The sequence below is a fragment of the Quatrionicoccus australiensis genome, from assembly GCF_020510525.1.
GTDB lineage: Bacteria > Pseudomonadota > Gammaproteobacteria > Burkholderiales > Rhodocyclaceae > Azonexus > Azonexus australiensis_B.
Genome location: NZ_CP075188.1, coordinates 829,987 through 848,082, shown reverse-complemented (window position 1 = coordinate 848,082; position 18,096 = coordinate 829,987). Strand labels below are relative to the sequence as shown.

Genomic DNA, 18,096 nt, shown 5'->3' with positions numbered 1-18,096 from the left:
ATGTCCCTTTTCCGCCAGCTCTGGCTCGCCGTCATTGCCAGCACCGTCATCGCCTTTGCCGGCAGTTTTGTCGTCAGCATGTTCACTGCCCGCCAGTATCTGGAACAGCAACTGGCGGTCAAGAACAACGACAATGCCGCCTCGCTCGCCTTGTCGATGTCGCAACTGGACAAGGATCCGGTCACCATCGAACTGCAGGTCGCGGCCGTGTTCGACAGCGGGCAATATGCTCGGGTCAGCCTGGTCGATCCGGAAGGCAAAACGGTGATCGAAAAGACCAGCTCGCCGATGGCCGGTACGGTTCCCGAATGGTTCGTCCGTCTTTTCCCGATCGAGTCGCGCCCCGGCATGGCCCAGGTTTCATCCGGCTGGAACCAGTTCGGCACCATCGAGCTGGTCAGTCACAGCCGCTTCGCTTATCGCGAGCTCTGGGAAGGCGGCATCAAGCTGCTCTTCTGGTTCCTGCTCGGCGGCATCGGCATGGGACTGCTCGGCATGCAACTGTTGCGCCGCATCAAGCGCCCGCTCGATGCTGTGGTGGGGCAGGCACGCGCGATCAGCGAGCGGCGTTTCGTCAGCATTCAGGTTCCCGAAACCCCGGAACTGAAAAGCCTCGCCAGCGCCATGAATGCCATGGTCGAACGCCTCAAGGCGATGTTTGCCGAAGAAGCCGCCCGCCTCGAACAAGTGCGCCAGGAAGCGACGCTGGACAGCCTGACCGGGCTGGCCAACCGCGCCTTCTTCCTCAACCAGCTGGAAGTTGCCTTGAGCAATGACGACGCTGCGACCAGCGGCAGCCTGCTGATGCTGCGCATCGCCGACCTCGCCGGCATCAACAAGCGGGCCGGCCGTGAAACCGCCGACGAGTTGTTGCGCCGGATCGGCAGCGCCTTTGCCGAGATTGCCGGTAGCCGCCCGAACGCCGCGGCGGCCCGCCTGAATGGCGCCGACTTTGCCGTCCTGCTGCCCGGCCTCTCCGACCCGAGCGAAGCTGCCGAAAAGCTGCTGCATGTCATGCGCGACCTGTCTTCTGCCGGGCTGATCGAAGGCGAGCGCATCGCCCACCTGGCCAGCGGCACCTACCAGCACGGCCAGAGCATCGGCAACCTGCTCTCGCATATCGATGCCGCCCTGGCCTCGGCGGAAGGCCAGAGCGGACTGGCCTGGTGTCGCGCCGAAAGCGGCTGCGAACAGATTGCGACCTCGAATGCGGACTGGAAGAAACTGCTCGAAGGCGCCATCGAAATGCATCGCCTGCGCCTGATTGAATTCCCGGTGGCCGCCAACGGCGGCCAGTTGCTGCACCTGGAATGTCCGCTGCGCCTGCAGGCCAGCGAAAACGGCGAATGGCTGGCAGCCGGCAGCTTCATGCCGATGGCCTCACGCCTCGCGATGACCAGTGAACTCGACCTCGCGGTCGCCCGCCTGGCACTGGACCGGATTGCCGCCGGGACGCCGGCCGTAGCGGTCAACCTCTCCGGCGAGTCGATTTTGAGCCCGGCCTTCCGCAGCAGCCTGCAAGCCCTGATCAGCGCCCGCAAGGACCTGGCGCCACGCCTCTGGCTGGAAGTTCCTGAAATCGGCGCCTTCCAGCATTTCGAAGAGTTCCAGGCATTCTGCAACTCGCTGCGCCCATTCGGCTGCCGCCTCGGCATCGAACACTTTGGTCGCCAGTTCAGCGAAATCGGCCGCCTGCACGACATCGGACTCGACTACCTGAAAGTCGATGGCAGCTTCATCCGCGCCATCGACAGCCAACCCGGCAACCAGGCCTTCCTCAAGGGTTTGTGCAGCATTGCCCATAACATCGGCCTGACGGTCATCGCCGAGAGCGTGCAAACACCGGCCGAACTCGCCATGCTCCCCGCCCTCGGCTTTGACGGCGCCACCGGCCCGGCCATTCCGCGCAACTGAAGAAAACCATGAGCACAGAAATCGAACTCAAGCTGCAACTGACACCCAAAGCAGCCAAACAACTCGGCAGCCATCCGCTACTGGCGGATATCACGCCGCAAAAGCAGCATCTGCTCAACACCTATTTCGACACACCGGAGTTGCAACTGCACGCCCGCCGGATCGCCATCCGCTTTCGCCAGAAGGGCTGGCAGTGGCTGCTCACCGTGAAATCGGCCGAACCGGCCAGCGGCGGCCTCGCCATGCGCAGCGAATGGGAAACCGAAGCCACGCCGGGCAATTTCAACTTCAGCCACGTCGACAACGACGAACTGCGGCATTTTCTCGAAGATGCCACCGAACATCTCGAACCCGTATTCACCACCGATTTCCGCCGTCAGATCTGGCACGTGCCTTTCGGTGAATCGCTGATCGAACTGGCAGTCGACCGCGGCAGCATTGAAAGCCGCGGCAAGAGCACGCCGATCTGCGAAATCGAGCTGGAACTGCTGCGCGGCACCGTCGAAGACATTTTCGGCCTGACCCGGCAGTTGCAGGAAGACCTCAACCTCATACCCGCCATTGCCAGCAAGGCGGAGCGCGGCTACAACCTGTTTACCAACACCCCGTTACGCCCCTTCCGCGCCAAAACCGCGCCCCTGACGCCCGAGCTGACGCCGGTCGAAGCCTTCCGCCAGATTGCACTCGGCTGCCTGGAACATTTCCAGCGCAACGAACCCGGCCTGCTGAGCGGCAACGATCTTGAGTTCGTACACCAGGCGCGCGTCGCGCTGCGCCGCCTGCGCTCGGCAATCAAGCTCTTCGCGCCAGTCCTGCCGGCACAATTCGTCAGCGCCTACGGGCAAACCTGGAAAACACTGGCCAGCGCGCTGGGCGACGCACGCAACTGGGATGTTTTCCTGACGGAAACGCTGCCCCCGATCCAAACCGCCTTCCCGGACAATCGCGACATCAAGCAACTGCGTAACGCCGCCCGCCGCCGCGCCAAGGCGGCCCGCCAGGCGATCACCCGCATTCTGGCCGGGCGCGAATATCCGCGCCTGCTGGTCGAGTTCACCGCCGCCATCTATGCATTGGGCGACGTACTGCCCACCCCGCTGCCCGACTTCGTCGCCAGCCGCGTCGCCAGCCACACAAGAAAAGCCAGGAAACTGGCGAAAAGGCATGCCGAACTGACGTCGACCGAACGCCACCAGATGCGCATCTGTTTCAAAAAACTGCGCTACTCACTGGAGTTTTTCGAGCCGCTGCTGCCCAAAAGAAAACTCAGTTCCTACCTCGCGGCACTCAGCCAGTTGCAGGACGAACTCGGTCTGATCAACGATCACATCACCGCCGAAGAACTGCTCCAGGAAGCGCTCGGCAAACGCCCCCACGGCCCGATTCACGGCTGGGTGGCAGGCCGGCATGCACTGCTGATCGGCGAATTGCCGGAAACGCTGGAAACCTGGCTGGCCATACGGGGGCTTTGAAATTGCAGATACAATTGCCCCCCTGCGCACACCAGTGAAACGATACAAAACGTGAAAGCCGTCATCCTTGCAGGTGGATTGGGCACCCGGATCAGCGAAGAATCGCACCTGAAACCGAAACCCATGATCGAGATCGGCGGCAAGCCGATCATCTGGCACATCCTAAAAACCTACGCGGCGCATGGCATCAACGACTTCATCATTTGCCTGGGTTACCGCGGCTATGTGATCAAGGAATATTTTGCCAATTATTTTTTGCATACCTCCGACGTCACTTTCGACCTCAGCAATAACCAGATGGAGGTGCATGAACGTCATGCCGAGCCATGGCGCATCACACTGGTCGACACCGGAGAAAACACACAAACCGGCGGACGTTTGAAGAGAGTCCGCAAATACCTGCAAGGCGAATCGGAATTCTGTTTTACCTACGGCGATGGTGTTGGCGACATCGACATCTCGGCGAGCATCGCATTCCATCGCCAGCAGGGAACTCTTGCCACCGTGACGGCAGCAACACCGCCCGGACGCTTCGGCATGCTCGAAATCAACGGCACGACGGTCAGCCGTTTCAACGAAAAACCACATGGCAGCGAAGGAATGATTAATGCCGGATTTTTCGTTCTCTCTCCGAGCGTCATCGATCTGATTGATGGGGACAACATCCCGTGGGAATCCAGCCCGCTGGAATCCCTGGCCAGCCAGAAACAGCTCTCCGTCTGGAAACACCACGGATTCTGGCAGCCGATGGATACCCTGCGCGACAAGAATCTGCTCGAAGAACTCTGGCAATCCGGCAAGGCACCATGGAAAACGTGGTAAATCCTGCATTCTGGTCTGGCAAGCGGGTTTTTGTTACCGGACATACCGGCTTCAAGGGCAGCTGGCTTTCCCTGTGGTTGCAGCAAATGGGGGCCGAACTGACCGGCTACGCCCTGGAGCCCAATACACAGCCCAACCTGTTCAACATTGCAGATGTCGGCCATGGCATGCATTCGGTCATCGGCGACATTCGTGACCAGATGCACCTGCAGCAAGCACTGAGCGCCAGCCAGCCCCGGATCGTTATCCATCTGGCGGCCCAGGCCCTGGTCGGCGAAGGTTATCGCGACCCGCTGGGCACATATGCGACCAATGTTCAGGGCACGGCAAACCTTCTCGAAGCGGTACGCAACACCCCGGGCGTCCAGGCGGTCGTCGTCGTCACCAGCGACAAATGTTACGAGAACAAGGAGTGGTCCTGGCCCTATCGGGAAAACGAAGCACTGGGTGGCCATGATCCCTACAGCAGCAGCAAGGCCTGCGCCGAGCTGGTGACGGCAGCCTATCGCCAGTCATTCCTGGCAACGGCCGGCATTGCGCTTGCCAGCGCCCGGGCCGGTAACGTCTTCGGTGGTGGCGACTGGTCTGCCAACCGGCTGATTCCCGATCTGCTGGCCGCCTTTGCAGCCTCCCGCCCGGCCCAGTTGCGCAACCCCGCCGCAATCCGCCCCTGGCAGCATGTACTGGAACCACTTGCCGGCTATCTGATACTGGCCGAACGGCTGGTCAGCAACCCGCACCTCGTTGGCGCCTGGAACTTCGGCCCTGGCGATGCCGACTGCCTTAGCACTGGTGCAATTGCCACCCGCATGAGTTCGCTCTGGGGGGGCGATGCCAACTGGGCACCGGAAACATCGAACTTCCCGCACGAAGCGGGCCTGTTGCGCCTCGACTCCTCGCTGGCCAGAGAGCAACTGGGCTGGAAGTCGCGCCTCTCGCTTGACGAAGCCCTCGCGGCAACCATTTCCTGGCATAAAACCTGGTTGACCGGTGCCAATATGCGGGATGTCACCCTTCAACAGATCAATGAATTCAGCAACCATGTCAGAGTTTGATACCGAACGCGCTTCGCTGCTGGAACAGGTTCGCGCCTATGCCGAAAAAAAGCTCGCGCCGCAGCCCTTTGTTCCCGGCAAATCAGCCATCCCGCCCTCCGGCAAGGTGCTCGGCCCAGAGGAACTGGTCAACTTGGTCGATGCCTCGCTCGACGCCTGGCTGACCACCGGCCGCTTCAATGATGCTTTCGAGAAAAAGCTCGCCGCCTATCTCGGCGTACCGCATGTCCTGACCTGCAACTCGGGTTCCAGCGCCAATCTGCTGGCATTGACCGCGCTGACCTCGCCGCTTCTCGGCGAGCGCGCCCTCAAGCCGGGCGATGAAGTCATTACAGCGGCTGCGGGCTTCCCGACGACGGTCAACCCTATTTTGCAGAACAACCTGGTTCCGGTTTTTGTCGACTCGCATATCCCGACCTACAACCCGCTGCCGGAAACCATCGAAGCTGCGATCAGTGACAAGACCCGGGCCATCATGCTCGCCCACACGCTGGGCAACCCCTTTGCCGTCGAAGAAATCCGTGCCATCGCCGACCGTCACAATCTCTGGCTGATCGAAGACTGCTGCGACGCACTCGGCTCGACCTATCGCGGCAAAAAAGTCGGCACCTTCGGCCACCTAGCCACCCTCTCCTTCTACCCGGCCCACCACATCACGATGGGCGAAGGTGGTGCCGTGTTCACCGCCGACCCCCAACTAAAGCGCATCGTCGAATCATTCCGCGACTGGGGCCGTGACTGCTGGTGCAATCCCGGCTGCGACAACACCTGCGGCAAGCGCTTCGACTGGCAACTCGGCGACCTGCCAGCCGGCTACGACCACAAATACGTCTATTCGCATCTCGGCTACAACCTGAAGATTACCGACATGCAAGCGGCGATCGGGCTGGCGCAACTGGACAGGATTGACGAGTTTGTCGCGGCCCGCCGCCGCAACTTCACCTATCTGAGCAGCCAACTGGGCGGCATCGCGCACCTGATGCTGCCAATTGCAACTTCCGGTAGCGCTCCTTCATGGTTCGGCTATCCAATCACACTTGCAAATGATGCGCCGTTTAATCGCCTAGAACTGATTCGTTACCTTGATCAACAAAAAATCGGTACGCGTCTATTGTTTGCCGGCAATGTCACCCGCCAACCGTACATGGCTGGTCGCCATTACCGCGTCGCTGGCAATCTCGAGCAAGCAGACCGCATCATGAACCAGACCTTCTGGCTGGGTCTGTGGCCAGGCCTTGGGCAGGAGGCTCTCGATCACACAGCAGAGTCGCTTGACCTGTTCTGCGGCCGCTAAACCGACGATGAGCCACCTGCCTCCCGTTGCCAGGGCCGATCTGGACCACATTTTTTCCCACGGAGAAGCGGACTGGCTCGCGCTGAGCGGAGAGCGTGTGTTTATCACAGGCGGAACCGGCTTTTTCGGAACCTGGTTACTGGAAGCGCTGACTGCCGCCAACCAGTTACTTGGAACGAATATAGAAGCTTGGATTTTAAGCCGGGATCCGGCCGCATTTGCCCGGCGCTCACCTCATCTAGCCAACGCTCCTGGCATTCATTGGCTCACCGGCGACATCACCGATTTTGCCTTCCCCACGGGCTCTTTCAGTCACATCATTCACGCGGCGACGGCGGCCAGTGCCCAACTGAACGTAACCCGCCCCCAAAAAATGCTGGACACCATCGTTCGGGGAACCGAGCGGGTGCTCGAATTTGCCGAGCAGCATGGCACACGAAAACTCCTGCTGACCAGTTCCGGCGCGGTGTACGGCCCACAACCGTCTGAACTGCCCGGCATTCCGGAAACGTATGCCGGTGCTCCAAATTGCCTTTCCGCGCATTCTGCCTACGCGGAGGGCAAACGCCTATCCGAACTGCTATGCGCCATTGCCGCACAGCAGAGCGGCATCGAGATCAAGATCGCCCGTTGTTTTGCCTTCGTCGGTCCACACCTGCCTCTCGATGCACATTTCGCCATCGGCAACTTCATTGGCGACGCCCTTGAAAGACGACCGATCCAGATAGAAGGCGACGGTCAGCCGCTACGCTCCTATCTCTACGCTGCCGACCTGGTGATCTGGCTGATGCGCATTATGGTGGCCGGTCAAAGCTGCCACCCTTACAACGTCGGTTCAGAACAAGCGATCTCAATTGCCGACTTGGCGCACCTGATCGCGGCAAACAACACCCCGATCCTGCCCGTCGAAATTCGCACGCCCCTTGATCACAACCGGGCACGTCAAGCGTATGTCCCGGATACAAACCGCACCCGCCTAGAACTCGGGCTATCCTCCTGGATTTCCCTGGCTGACGGTATCGACAAGACCCTAGCCTGGCACAAGGAAGCTTTGTGACCGACACTGCCCACCGCCCCTGCCCGCTCTGCGGTAGCAACGAAGCCACGCCTCTGCATCCGATGCGCTTCACGCTACCGGAAAACAGCCCTCTGCCCCCTGGCTACACTATCGTTGCCTGCCCGCACTGCGGTGGTGTACACGCCGACACACGCGCATCACAAGTCGATTACGACCGTTATTACAGCGATTTCTCGCACTACGAAGACCCTGGTGTTGCAACCGGCGGGGGCGACTCCGAACTAGACGCAACACGTATTGCAGATACGGCAGGCCGCCTGTTGCCCCACCTATTCGACAAGAGCGCCCGTATTCTGGACATCGGCTGCGCACGGGGCGGCATCCTGAAAGTTCTGCGCCAACACGGTTTTGTTAACCTGTACGGGGTGGACCCGTCACAGGTTTGTGTCACCCATCTTCAGTCGGCAGGCATCCAGGCTAGCCGCGGCGTTCTGTCAGATCCAGACAGTCTGCCCGACCAGGAGCCATTCGACGTGATCATCCTTTCTCACGTCCTCGAACATCTGCTCGACGTTAGCACCCCGCTGAAACGCCTGCATTCTCGCCTTGCTCCAAGGGGCCTGCTCTATGTCGAAGTGCCCGACGCCAGCCACTATGTAGACCACCCTGCAGTCCCTTTCTATTACTTCGACAGCGAGCACATCAACCACTTCAGCCGGGAGACACTAGGCGTACTAGCCCGATTTCACGGCTTCAAAGTCATTGCGGGCGGCGAAACCGACATCGCCCTGCCGAACCAACGTAGCTATCCAGCAGCCTGGGCGTTGTTCGAAGCGGATGCGAACGCGATGCCGTCGCTGCCGGCCCAACCGCCGCCACTAGCCGAACTAGTGCGTGCCTACATCGAGCAGTCGCGACAAGCGGCAAGTTACCCTGCACTGGAAGCACTGGCCCACGAACGCCGTCCGGTATTGCTGTGGGGAGCGGGCTCTTACGCCCAACGACTGCTCGAGGACTCCCCGCTGAGGCAATGCCGTATCGTCGCCATCGTCGACCAGGACAGCAACAAACAGGGGCGGCAATTTGCGGGCACAACCATCTCCGCCCCCGAAACCGGGCTGAGCAACCTCATGCCAGATACGGTGATCGTCGTCGCCGCCGCATTGCATAGCGAGGAAATTTGCGCACGCATCCGCAGCTTGGGTTATATGGGTGAAATCGTGCTTCCTGCCGCAGCTTAAAAACTCTTGGGAACTGATATGGGCAACAAACACCCCTCATCTCATTCTTTCGTGATCTATGGTGCCGGCAACAAGGGGCGGGAAATCTGCACCTATCTCCGCCAATCAGGCCGACTGGTTTCTGGCTTCATCGATACCCATGCACAGCCCGGCCAGACCAGCCTCGGGCTTCCGGTTTGCTCCCCAGCCGCCTGGCTCGCTCAGCACACACCAGACTCGGTCAGCGTCATCGTCGCCATCCACAATTTTGCAGTCGATATGGAGCCCCTGCTGCGCGACATCCGGGCTATGGGCTTCGCCGAGGTCATCAACGTCGTCGAGTTCTACAACCGTTTCCCACACGCCCTGCCCGACCACTACTGGCTAACCGATGCAGGCTATTACGCGCCGTTTGCAACAGCCATTGACTCGCTGAGGAAGCTCTTGGCAGATGAAAAAAGCCGCCAGTTGCTCGATGCAGTGGTTGAATTCCGGACCACCGGGAATTACGGCAGGCTTCCGGCCCCGACGTTTGATGACCAGTACCGAGCCAGCGATTTGCCTCCGTGGCAAAACCCCTTGCGCTTCATTGATTGCGGTGCATTCAACGGCGACACGCTCGATCATTTGCAGAAGGGGAGTTACCATTTTGAGGCTATCGCGGCATTTGAACCCGATATGCGCAATTACCAAGCGCTGGTCAAACGCATCCGCGCCCAAATGCCGAACACTCCTGCGGCCTGCTTCCCTTGCGGTGTTTCGGTCACCTCTGCCATGCAGCGCTTCAATGCAGAACAGGGTACCGCAAGCGCACTTGGCACTCAGGGCAACACCAACATTCAATGCGTCGCCATCGATGAAGCACTGATCAATTTTCGCCCCAACCTGATCAAGATGGATATTGAAGGAGCCGAACCGGACGCCCTGCTGGGTGCCAGAAAGACCATCGAATCCTGCCGTCCCGGCCTAGCCATTGGCTTGTATCACCACCCAGCGCATCTTTGGCAAATTCCGTTAATGATTGCCAGCTGGCAACTGAATTACCGGTTCTTTATTCGTCAGCATGCCCACAGCACCTTTGAACTTGATTTATATGCCATTCCCAATTAACTGTACCGTGACTCAACCATGACTGAAGTCAAACCGATCCGCGTTTCCGAGTACATCGCCCAAACCCTTGTGGCCCAAGGTGTGCGCCACGTATTTCTGCTGACAGGCGGCGGCGCCATGTTCCTTAACGATGCGCTGGGGCATCAGTCCGGCCTGGAAGCGGTGTGCTGCCACCACGAACAAAGCTGCGCCATGGCGGCCGAAGCTTACGCCCGCATCAACAACCACATCGGGGTGATCAATGTCACCACCGGCCCCGGCGGCATCAATGCCCTCAATGGCGTCTTTGGCGCCTGGACGGATTCCATCCCGATGCTGATTCTTTCCGGGCAGGTCAAGCGAGAAACCCACCTCGGCTGCTTCGACCTTCCCAACCTGCGCCAACTGGGCGACCAAGAGGCCGATATTATTCCCATGGTCCGCGGTATCACCAAGTACGCCACAATGGTAAGAAACCCGGAAGATATTGTCCGTGAACTCGGACGCGCCTTGCATCTCGCCATGAGTGGCCGTCCTGGTCCATGCTGGCTGGACATTCCCATCGACGTGCAATCAGCTTTTATCGATCCGACAACGATTCCCCCCTACATACCAGAACGGGACATTGAATGGGTAAAAGCAGGGGCAAACCGAGGTGACACTCCGCAACAGGCTCGTTTCATCCTGGGCAAAATTGCACAGGCGGAACGCCCGGTCATCCTCGCAGGCAGCGGCGTCCGTGTCGGCAAGGCACTCGCCGAATTCGAAGCCGCAATCCAGGCACTGGGTATTCCCGTCGTTACTGCCTGGACGCATGATCTGATTGCTTCCGACAACCCACTCTTCTGCGGTCGGCAAGGAAGCATCGGTACCCGGGCTGGCAACTTCACCGTGCAAAACGCCGATCTGTTACTAGTCCTGGGCAGCCGCCTGAATATCCGCCAGACCAGCTACAACACCGCCGCCTTTGCCCGCCATGCAGAGGTTATCCAGGTCGACATCGACCCTGCTGAGCTTAAGAAGCCGACCTATCGACCGCAGCACGGCCTAGTCGCCGACGTCCGCCCTTTGCTGGCCGAACTCGCGCAACAAGCCGCCGCGAGCGGTCATGCCCCACGACGATTCGCCGACTGGCTGGCCTGGTGCAAGAAGCGGCAGGCCCGTTACCCCGGCGTCACCCCCCAACAGAGGGAGTATCACGGCAAGATCAATCCTTACCATTTTGTTGATACCCTGTTTTCCCATTTGGCCGACGACGACATTGTCGCCTGCGGCAATGCAAGTGCCTGCATCGTGCCCTTTCAGACGGCAAAACTCAAAAAGGGACAAAGACTGTTTTCCAATTCTGGGAGCGCATCGATGGGCTATGACCTGCCTGCGGCCATCGGTGCCTGGTATGGTGCTCTGGCTTCGCGCAGCACCCAGCAGCGCGTCATCTGTCTGGCCGGAGATGGCAGCCTACAACTGAACATCCAAGAATTGCAGACCGTAGCGTTCCACCAACTGCCGATCAAGATTTTCGTCCTGAATAATCGCGGCTATCTGTCGATCCGCAGTTCCCAAAATAACTTCTTTGGTCGGGTCATGGGCGAAAGCCCGTCGAGCGGCGTTTCTTTCCCAGACTTCTGCAAGGTGGCGCAGGCTTACGGTTTGCCCGCCAGCCGGCTCAACCAAGCCGCATTCGACGAGGAAATCGAGCGGATACTCGCCACCCCCGGTCCCCATCTTTGCGAAGTCATCCTCGACGACACGCAGGGCTTTGAACCTCGAATGAGTTCTCGCCAACTGTCGGATGGCCGTATCGTCAGCCCCCCGTTGGAAGATATGTACCCCTTCCTTTCCCCGGAAGAACTAGCCGAAAACATGCTTGCATCCACTAACTCCTGTTGCGGAGCTATCAAATAATGAATCACTCCTCCCCGAATACGCTTTTTGATGGCCTTTTTGTGCTTGAGTTGGCCAACAACCATTGGGGGCGCCTCGACCGGGCCCTGAAAATCATCACCGATTATTCGCGGATCGTCCGTTTCAACAACGTCAAGGCCGCTATCAAACTACAATTCCGGGACGTCGATAATTTCATCCATAAGGATTTCCGGCAACGCTCCGATCTTCGTTATATCAAGAAAACACTCGATACCCAGGTTTCAAGGGACGATTACGCGGTCATGGTCGAGGCCATCCGGCAGGGCGGATGCATTCCAATGTGCACACCATTCGATGAGGCATCGGTCGACCTGTGCGTGGAACTGGACGTCGAAATTATCAAGATCGCAAGCTCCGACTTGAATGACTGGATTCTCATAGAAAAAATCGCGAAGACGAAAAAGCCGGTGATCGTGTCGACCGGAGGCTCTTCGTTAAAAGATATCGACGATCTGGTAACTTTTTTTGCCAATCGCAACATTCCCTTAGCGATCAACCACTGTGTTTCGCTCTACCCCTCGGAGGACCACGAGTTGGAATTGAACCAGATCGATTTCTTGCGGCAGCGCTATCCGCTCAACGTTATCGGTTATTCAACCCACGAATATCATGATTGGCAAAGTTCAGTAATGATGGCCTACGCCAAGGGCGCTCGCACTTTTGAGCGCCACATTGACATCGAAGCCGATGGCATTGCCGTTTCCCCCTATTGCAGTTTGCCGCACCAGGCCGACCAATGGTTCAAGGCCTGGAAAAAATCCGTTGAAATGTGTGGTCCTCCAGGCAGTGCTAAGCGCAACCCCCCGAAACGGGAAATCGAATACCTCGACGGCCTAGTGCGCGGGGTCTATGCCCGGCGCAATTTAACCGCGGGCCAGATCCTGACTGCCGATGACATTTACCTGGCGATTCCCCTGCAAAAAGGGCAAATCTCTTGCCGGGAACTGATGAACGGAGAAGTACTTCTTGCGGACATCGCCGCCGATGCGCCGCTGCTAATCGATGTCATCGACAGCCCCTATGCCGAAACGCCGGAGCTCAAGTCCTTGATCTATGCACGCGGACTTTGAGCAGCAACGATGAAACTGATCAGTATCGTTACGCCCTGCTTCAATGAAGAAGAAAATATCGCGCCGTTGGTCGGGCGCTTGCGCGCCGTCTTTGCCACCATGCCGCAGTATCGCTTTGAGCATATCCTGATCGACAACGCGTCGACCGATGCTACCGTGGCGAAAATCAAGGAACTGGCGGCAACCGACAAGCGCATCAAGCTGATCACCAATACCCGCAATTTCGGCCATATCCGCTCGCCCGTACATGCGCTTCTGGCCGCCACCGGCGATGCGGTGGTCGGCATGGCTTCCGACTTGCAGGACCCCCCCGAGATGATTCCGCAGTTCATTGCCGAGTGGGAAAAAGGGGTAAAGATGGTGCTTGCGGTCAAACCCAAGAGCCGCGAAACGCCCTTGATGTTCCTGGCCCGCCGCTTCTATTATCGAACCATCGGTCGCATTTCGGAAGTTGAACTGATTCCCGACTGTACCGGTTTCGGCCTCTACGATCGACAGGTCATACGCGCCGTTCGAGACATCGATGACCCCTACCCATATTTTCGCGGCCTGGTTGCCGAACTGGGCTTTGATTACGTCACCATCCCGTTCGAGCAGCCACGGCGACTGCGCGGCCTGAGCAAAAACAATTTCTACACCCTGTACGATCTGGCAATGCTTGGCATGACCAGCCACTCCAAGGTTCCGATCCGCCTCGCAACAATTGCCGGATTTACCCTTTCTGGTTTGAGCATGCTGATTGCGCTTGCTTATTTAATTGCTAAATTGATTTTTTGGGATAGCTTTTCGCTGGGCACGGCCCCGGTGTTGATCGGCATGTTTTTCTTTGCCTCGGTACAGCTTTTTTTCATCGGCATTCTGGGGGAGTACATCGCATCCATCCATACACATGTGATGAAGCGGCCCTTAGTGGTCGAGAAGGAGCGGGTCAATTTTGATACGCCAGAAGCATCGCAACAGCCCGCTGCTACCAATATCGCCAATGAAAAGCGTTAGCCAAGAAAATCCTGGTCATGTACACGCTGGCATTCCCCGACAAAGCAGCGATGCTGGCGGGGCTTCACGGGGAACAACAGGTGGCCGTTACCTCAACGGCCTACGCTGGCGACCAGTCGGAAGACAGTTCCGCCTCAAACGCCAATGGCCTCGCTTTCTGTATGGCCCCATGGGGCTACAGAGTCTTCCCGCCGGACGACACATCGGCGCATTGGATCACAATGGCTTCGCCTAGCGATCTGCCCTGCAACTAGAACCAACCATATGCCAGAAAACGGGAAGTCGCCCCCTGCCAACCTCAAACTGTTTTGGCAAAACAGTCTGAAATTTCGTTATCTGGCCATCGGTGCCTGGAATACGCTGGCCGGTTACGCCATTTTTGCAGGGCTGTATCTGGCGCTCAGCAAATACATCGGATACATGGTCATCGCCGTGCTTAGCCACATGATCGCCGTGACCCAGTCATTCGCGACCCAGCGCTGGATCGTTTTCCGCTCTGCCGGCAATGTCTGGGCCGAATATATGCGCTTTCATATTGCCCACCTGGGATCGCTGGCCATGGGTCTGGTCGGCCTGTCATTGGCGGTCGAAATCCTCAGCATTCCGCCCTTAATAGCCCAGGCAATGATCACCGCGCTGATCGTCATTGCCAGCTATTTTATTCACCAACATTTCACCTTTCGTAAAGGCAAAGATGTTTAGGAACCTGCACAAATCATCCATCCACGTTGCAGGCGTCTTCTGCCTATTGCTGCTCGCCTACCACCTGATCTTCCGGAATTATTTCCCGCTAGCCAACGGAAGAATGGGCCACGATTATGTGCTGACCCTAGGGGGGTTCCTCGATGGCTTCCTCTGGTACAAGAACAACGGCTTTATCACCCCACCCTGGTTCACTCCCTCGTTCTGTGGTGGCCAGGCACTCTTTGCCGATCCGCAATCTGCCTTCTACTCCCTGCCGCAGTTCCTGACCTTCATAGTCGATCCACTTCAGGCGGTTTATTCGGCGTTTCTGATTTTCGCCGGACTTGGCTTCTGGGGAATGTATTTGTTCTCAAGGCGTTGCCTGTATATGGGGCGCCTAAGTGCGCTCGTCGCAGCAACAGTTTTCATGTTCAACGGGTTTTACGCGCACCGCATCATCATTGGCCACTACGGCTACCAGTCCTTCATGCTGGTGCCATTCATTGCCTACCTTCTCCTCAAGGTGCCGGATAGCCCACTCCTTTCTGCACGCAGCATCCGGCAATCACTCATTGCCGGACTAGCGGTTGCCTATTGGTTTCATTCGGGGCTGACCACCCTGATGATCCCGGCAACCCTGGCCGTCATTGGCCTGGCCTGCGTCATGGCAATCAGCACCAGGGAATATATTGCAAAGACTTTTCTTGTCCGGGGATTGGTTGCGGGAGCCGTTGCCATTGCCTTGAGTGCCTCAAAGCTCAATGCAAATATGGCTTTGATGAGCAACTTTTCCCGTGACTACTACCCCTTGCCCGGAGTATCCGATATAGGCGGCCTGCTCACCTTTGTCTTTCAGAGCCTATTTTATTCAAGCGAACACACGTATCAAACGGTTACCCCTCTGTGGAAAAACATGCAGTGGGCAGCCATGCCTCATGAGTTGGCCTACGGCCTAACGCCTTTGCCTCTACTGGTAATGCTTGTTGGCGCCGGAGCATTCGCACTTTCCAAGCAATCACAACTGTCATTCCCTGCACAGGACAAGTCCTCTACGCGATTTCCAAGCATCGTGTTAGGCGCGATCCTTTTGGTGCCTATGGCTCTTCTCTACTACAGCCCGGAATGGAACTCCGTCCTAAAGAACCTTCCATTGATTGGCTCCACCACATCACCATACCGCTGGCTTATCATCTATATCCCACTAATTGCAGCTGTGACTGGCATTATTGTAAAAGCCTCAGGCAAATACAAAACATGGCTGGCAGTCATCACCGTAGTCGGGATACCTCTTCTGAATGCATTGGAAAGTCGTGAGTACTATCAGCAGCAGGACTTCGACCCGACCCCGATTGTCAGTTATTACAACGCGGTCAGACGCGGCGAGATCACCCCGCAAATTACGCAAGTTGCCGATCCAAAAGCCCCAAATGGGTATTCAATCATCGACAATGGCTTATTTCTCACAGGCATATCGCCAATGCGCTGCTACAACCCCATTTATGGATATCGCCTAGAGAAACTGCAGATTGAGCCACTTGTCCCGGGTCCTATTACCAGCATCACGCCTTCTGGTTCGCTGAATCTACACAACCCAGCTTGTCTCGTGTTCCCAGCCGAGAATAACTGCAAGTTATGGGATGCCTTTAAGGCATCTCAATCCAGTCAGTTACTAAACTTTGCCAGCTACAAACCTTACCCTTTCGAGAGAAGCTCACGGCAATACGTCGCTGACTGGATCACATTTTGGACAATATTTGCGTTGTCGATGACTGCCGTCATTTTCATGTTCAACCGAAAGCAATAGCCTAAAATTAGCATCATCTGGTACATCAAATCCAGTGAGAGTGACATCGTCGCTGGGATACGTTAAGCGCGCACTTATCCTTGCCCCTCCCCTTCGCTAACCAGCAGCCGCACTTTAACCAATTTCAAATAATTATCAATTGCTTGCCCCAATATGCCATCGGCTGCCTGCTCGGGCACAATGGAACGAAACTCAAAAACATTGTTACCGACTACTTTTGTACTCTTCAAGAAATTTTGAAGACGGGAACCTGGACGATCATTGTGACGATAGAAAGCTTCCGGCAAAAATCCCACAGGGGCCAGATATTGCTCAACGGCACTGGAAAAAGCGGCCTCCTCCCCGGCTAACTCTCCAGAAAACCGGGGGTCTTCGGAAAAGCCCCCCATCCGTACAAAGGCCGTCCGCCGCAAAATCAAGTTACCGGAGAAGGTTGATAACAGCGCGGTATAACGAGGATCTCCCGGCAAAATGACTGGTTCTCCGTATATATCAAGCACTTGTATACCGACCTTGATCGACGAAAACTCCGGATGGAGATCCAGCAAAGGAACGGTTGTAGCAAGAAAGTCACTTAGCAACTCGTCATGTGAGTTCAGAAAGCAAATATAATCGCCAGTCGCCTGCTCAGCTCCGAAATTTCTCGCACTCCCCATTCCTACGTGAGCATCCATGCTGGTCAAGCGAAGGAGAGGGAACTCTGATACCAGGCCGGAAAGTTCAGTTAAAAACCCTTGGGAAACATCGCTTACAACAATAATAATTTCGTGCAAATGCGATTGTCTCAAGCAGGAACGAACGGCAATCTCCACAAGATCGTCTTGCCGTAGACAGGGAATAACTATTGAAACCCGAGACATTTAACTCCCTCGTGGAGAAAGCTCTGCATTCAAGTAATTTACTCCAGCTCAATTAGCTTGAATGCACATTCAATTGGATGGCAACGCGACAATATTACGCTTCGAGATTTTTCCGAACCTTGTTCGAATAGTTGCGCAAAGCCCTCGACAGATCACCGTCAGGCCGTTGATCCAAAGTGAGTGAAACAAATTGGAAACCCTCGGTATTTTCCGCCAATCTCGTGTTGGACAGAAACCGGTGAAGGTGGCTCCCCTCATAACTCCAGCATCGATAGTAAGGCTTCTCGATTTTCCCCAAAGGGGGAAGATGCTTCGCCAAAGCTTCACAGAAGGCATGATCCTCCCCCCCATTCGCTGCCCGAAATGCCATATCGACCGGGAACCCACCCATTTTATTAAACGAGTCACGACGAATAAGTACATTACATGCCGAACTGAATACAGCAGCACTATATCTTGGGTCATGGGCTGGCAAGACGTAGCCCCTTACCGAATCGAAAAACTCCATCCCAACCTTAAAAGCATGGAATTTCGGGTTTGCATCAAGTAATGGAACGACTTCAGAAAAATAGCCATCAAGTAACTCATCATCGGAATCGAGAAAGCAGAGGAATTCGCCACTTGCCATTGATGCCCCGAAATTCCTGGCAGCTGCAGGACCAGAGTTCTCCGTCAGGGAATAAATCTTGATTTCAGAATGCTTGGCAGAAAACCGCTGGGCAACCGCAACAGAAGCATCGCTGGAGCAATCGTCTACCACAATCACCTCTTTCAGATGCATCTGATCCAAGGCACTGCACATGGCTCTTTCAATTCGCAAATGATCGTTATAGAGAGGAATTACTACCGATACTCTAGACATTGCCACACTC

General features: G+C 56.8%; 15 protein-coding genes. 13 read left to right on the top strand and 2 right to left on the bottom strand.

All coding sequences use genetic code 11. From position 1 onward, the window contains the following. The 13 genes from KI612_RS04160 (at position 1) to KI612_RS04100 (ending at position 16,364) form a co-directional block, all read left to right on the top strand. Entirely contained in the window at positions 1-1,914 is a 1,914-nt protein-coding gene (locus KI612_RS04160) for a bifunctional diguanylate cyclase/phosphodiesterase (protein WP_226442577.1), read from the top strand. 8 nt (positions 1,915-1,922) lie between these two features. Then, positions 1,923-3,386, top strand: coding sequence for a CYTH and CHAD domain-containing protein (locus tag KI612_RS04155; protein WP_226442576.1), 1,464 nt, complete (start codon positions 1,923-1,925; stop codon positions 3,384-3,386). A gap of 51 nt (positions 3,387-3,437) precedes the next feature. Continuing rightward, complete coding sequence (gene rfbF / locus KI612_RS04150) at positions 3,438-4,208, top strand: glucose-1-phosphate cytidylyltransferase (protein ID WP_226442575.1); 771 nt, start codon at positions 3,438-3,440, stop codon at positions 4,206-4,208. Continuing rightward, entirely contained in the window at positions 4,193-5,263 is a 1,071-nt protein-coding gene (gene rfbG / locus KI612_RS04145) for a CDP-glucose 4,6-dehydratase (protein WP_226442574.1), read from the top strand. The genes rfbF and rfbG overlap by 16 nt, the downstream gene beginning before the upstream one ends. Next, positions 5,250-6,557, top strand: coding sequence for a lipopolysaccharide biosynthesis protein RfbH (gene rfbH, locus KI612_RS04140; protein ID WP_226442573.1), 1,308 nt, complete (start codon positions 5,250-5,252; stop codon positions 6,555-6,557). Before rfbG ends, rfbH begins: the two co-directional genes overlap by 14 nt. Next, entirely contained in the window at positions 6,535-7,614 is a 1,080-nt protein-coding gene (locus tag KI612_RS04135; RefSeq protein WP_226442572.1) for an NAD-dependent epimerase/dehydratase family protein, read from the top strand. Before rfbH ends, KI612_RS04135 begins: the two co-directional genes overlap by 23 nt. Further along, entirely contained in the window at positions 7,611-8,816 is a 1,206-nt protein-coding gene (locus KI612_RS04130) for a class I SAM-dependent methyltransferase (protein ID WP_226442571.1), read from the top strand. The genes KI612_RS04135 and KI612_RS04130 overlap by 4 nt, the downstream gene beginning before the upstream one ends. Positions 8,817-8,834: 18 nt before the next feature. Further along, positions 8,835-9,905, top strand: coding sequence for an FkbM family methyltransferase (locus KI612_RS04125; protein ID WP_226442570.1), 1,071 nt, complete (start codon positions 8,835-8,837; stop codon positions 9,903-9,905). Between the two features lie 18 nt (positions 9,906-9,923). Next, a complete protein-coding gene (locus KI612_RS04120) occupies positions 9,924-11,789 on the top strand; it encodes a thiamine pyrophosphate-binding protein (protein ID WP_226442569.1) in 1,866 nt (621 codons plus the stop codon). Beyond that, on the top strand, positions 11,789-12,880 hold the full coding sequence (locus tag KI612_RS04115) for an N-acetylneuraminate synthase family protein (RefSeq protein ID WP_226442568.1): 1,092 nt from the start codon (positions 11,789-11,791) through the stop codon (positions 12,878-12,880). The genes KI612_RS04120 and KI612_RS04115 overlap by 1 nt, the downstream gene beginning before the upstream one ends. A 9-nt stretch (positions 12,881-12,889) precedes the next feature. After that, positions 12,890-13,876 (top strand): glycosyltransferase family 2 protein, encoded by a 987-nt coding sequence (locus tag KI612_RS04110; RefSeq protein ID WP_226442567.1) that lies wholly within the window; start codon positions 12,890-12,892, stop codon positions 13,874-13,876. Between the two features lie 264 nt (positions 13,877-14,140). Next, positions 14,141-14,578 carry a GtrA family protein gene (locus tag KI612_RS04105; RefSeq protein WP_226442566.1) on the top strand — a complete coding sequence of 146 codons (438 nt, stop codon included), beginning with the start codon at positions 14,141-14,143 and terminating at the stop codon, positions 14,576-14,578. Positions 14,579-14,624: 46 nt separating this feature from the next. After that, the gene (locus KI612_RS04100) at positions 14,625-16,364 is read left to right on the top strand and encodes a hypothetical protein (RefSeq protein ID WP_226442565.1); all 1,740 of its coding nucleotides are present in this window, start codon (positions 14,625-14,627) and stop codon (positions 16,362-16,364) included. Between the two features lie 74 nt (positions 16,365-16,438). On the opposite strand, the gene KI612_RS04095 is transcribed toward KI612_RS04100, so the two are convergent. Together KI612_RS04095 and KI612_RS04090 are read right to left on the bottom strand one after the other, a co-directional pair. Next, positions 16,439-17,224: a glycosyltransferase family 2 protein gene (locus KI612_RS04095; RefSeq protein ID WP_226442564.1), complete on the bottom strand. Its 786-nt coding sequence runs from the start codon at positions 17,222-17,224 to the stop codon at positions 16,439-16,441. Positions 17,225-17,318: 94 nt separating this feature from the next. Next, complete coding sequence (locus KI612_RS04090; protein WP_404818073.1) at positions 17,319-18,026, bottom strand: glycosyltransferase family 2 protein; 708 nt, start codon at positions 18,024-18,026, stop codon at positions 17,319-17,321. Between the last annotated feature and the right edge of the window lie 70 nt (positions 18,027-18,096).

Bases quoted from the DNA above. Each gene is read 5' to 3' on its own strand.
- rfbG (WP_226442574.1), top strand. From the start codon at position 4,193: ATGGAAAACGTGGTAAATCCTGCATTCTGGTCTGGCAAGCGGGTTTTT.
- KI612_RS04105 (WP_226442566.1), top strand. From the start codon at position 14,141: ATGCCAGAAAACGGGAAGTCGCCCCCTGCCAACCTCAAACTGTTTTGG.
- KI612_RS04110 (WP_226442567.1), top strand. From the start codon at position 12,890: ATGAAACTGATCAGTATCGTTACGCCCTGCTTCAATGAAGAAGAAAAT.
- KI612_RS04120 (WP_226442569.1), top strand. From the start codon at position 9,924: ATGACTGAAGTCAAACCGATCCGCGTTTCCGAGTACATCGCCCAAACC.
- KI612_RS04090 (WP_404818073.1), bottom strand. From the start codon at position 18,026: ATGTGCAGTGCCTTGGATCAGATGCATCTGAAAGAGGTGATTGTGGTA.
- KI612_RS04155 (WP_226442576.1), top strand. From the start codon at position 1,923: ATGAGCACAGAAATCGAACTCAAGCTGCAACTGACACCCAAAGCAGCC.
- KI612_RS04095 (WP_226442564.1), bottom strand. From the start codon at position 17,224: ATGTCTCGGGTTTCAATAGTTATTCCCTGTCTACGGCAAGACGATCTT.
- KI612_RS04160 (WP_226442577.1), top strand. From the start codon at position 1: ATGTCCCTTTTCCGCCAGCTCTGGCTCGCCGTCATTGCCAGCACCGTC.
- KI612_RS04125 (WP_226442570.1), top strand. From the start codon at position 8,835: ATGGGCAACAAACACCCCTCATCTCATTCTTTCGTGATCTATGGTGCC.
- KI612_RS04115 (WP_226442568.1), top strand. From the start codon at position 11,789: ATGAATCACTCCTCCCCGAATACGCTTTTTGATGGCCTTTTTGTGCTT.
- rfbH (WP_226442573.1), top strand. From the start codon at position 5,250: ATGTCAGAGTTTGATACCGAACGCGCTTCGCTGCTGGAACAGGTTCGC.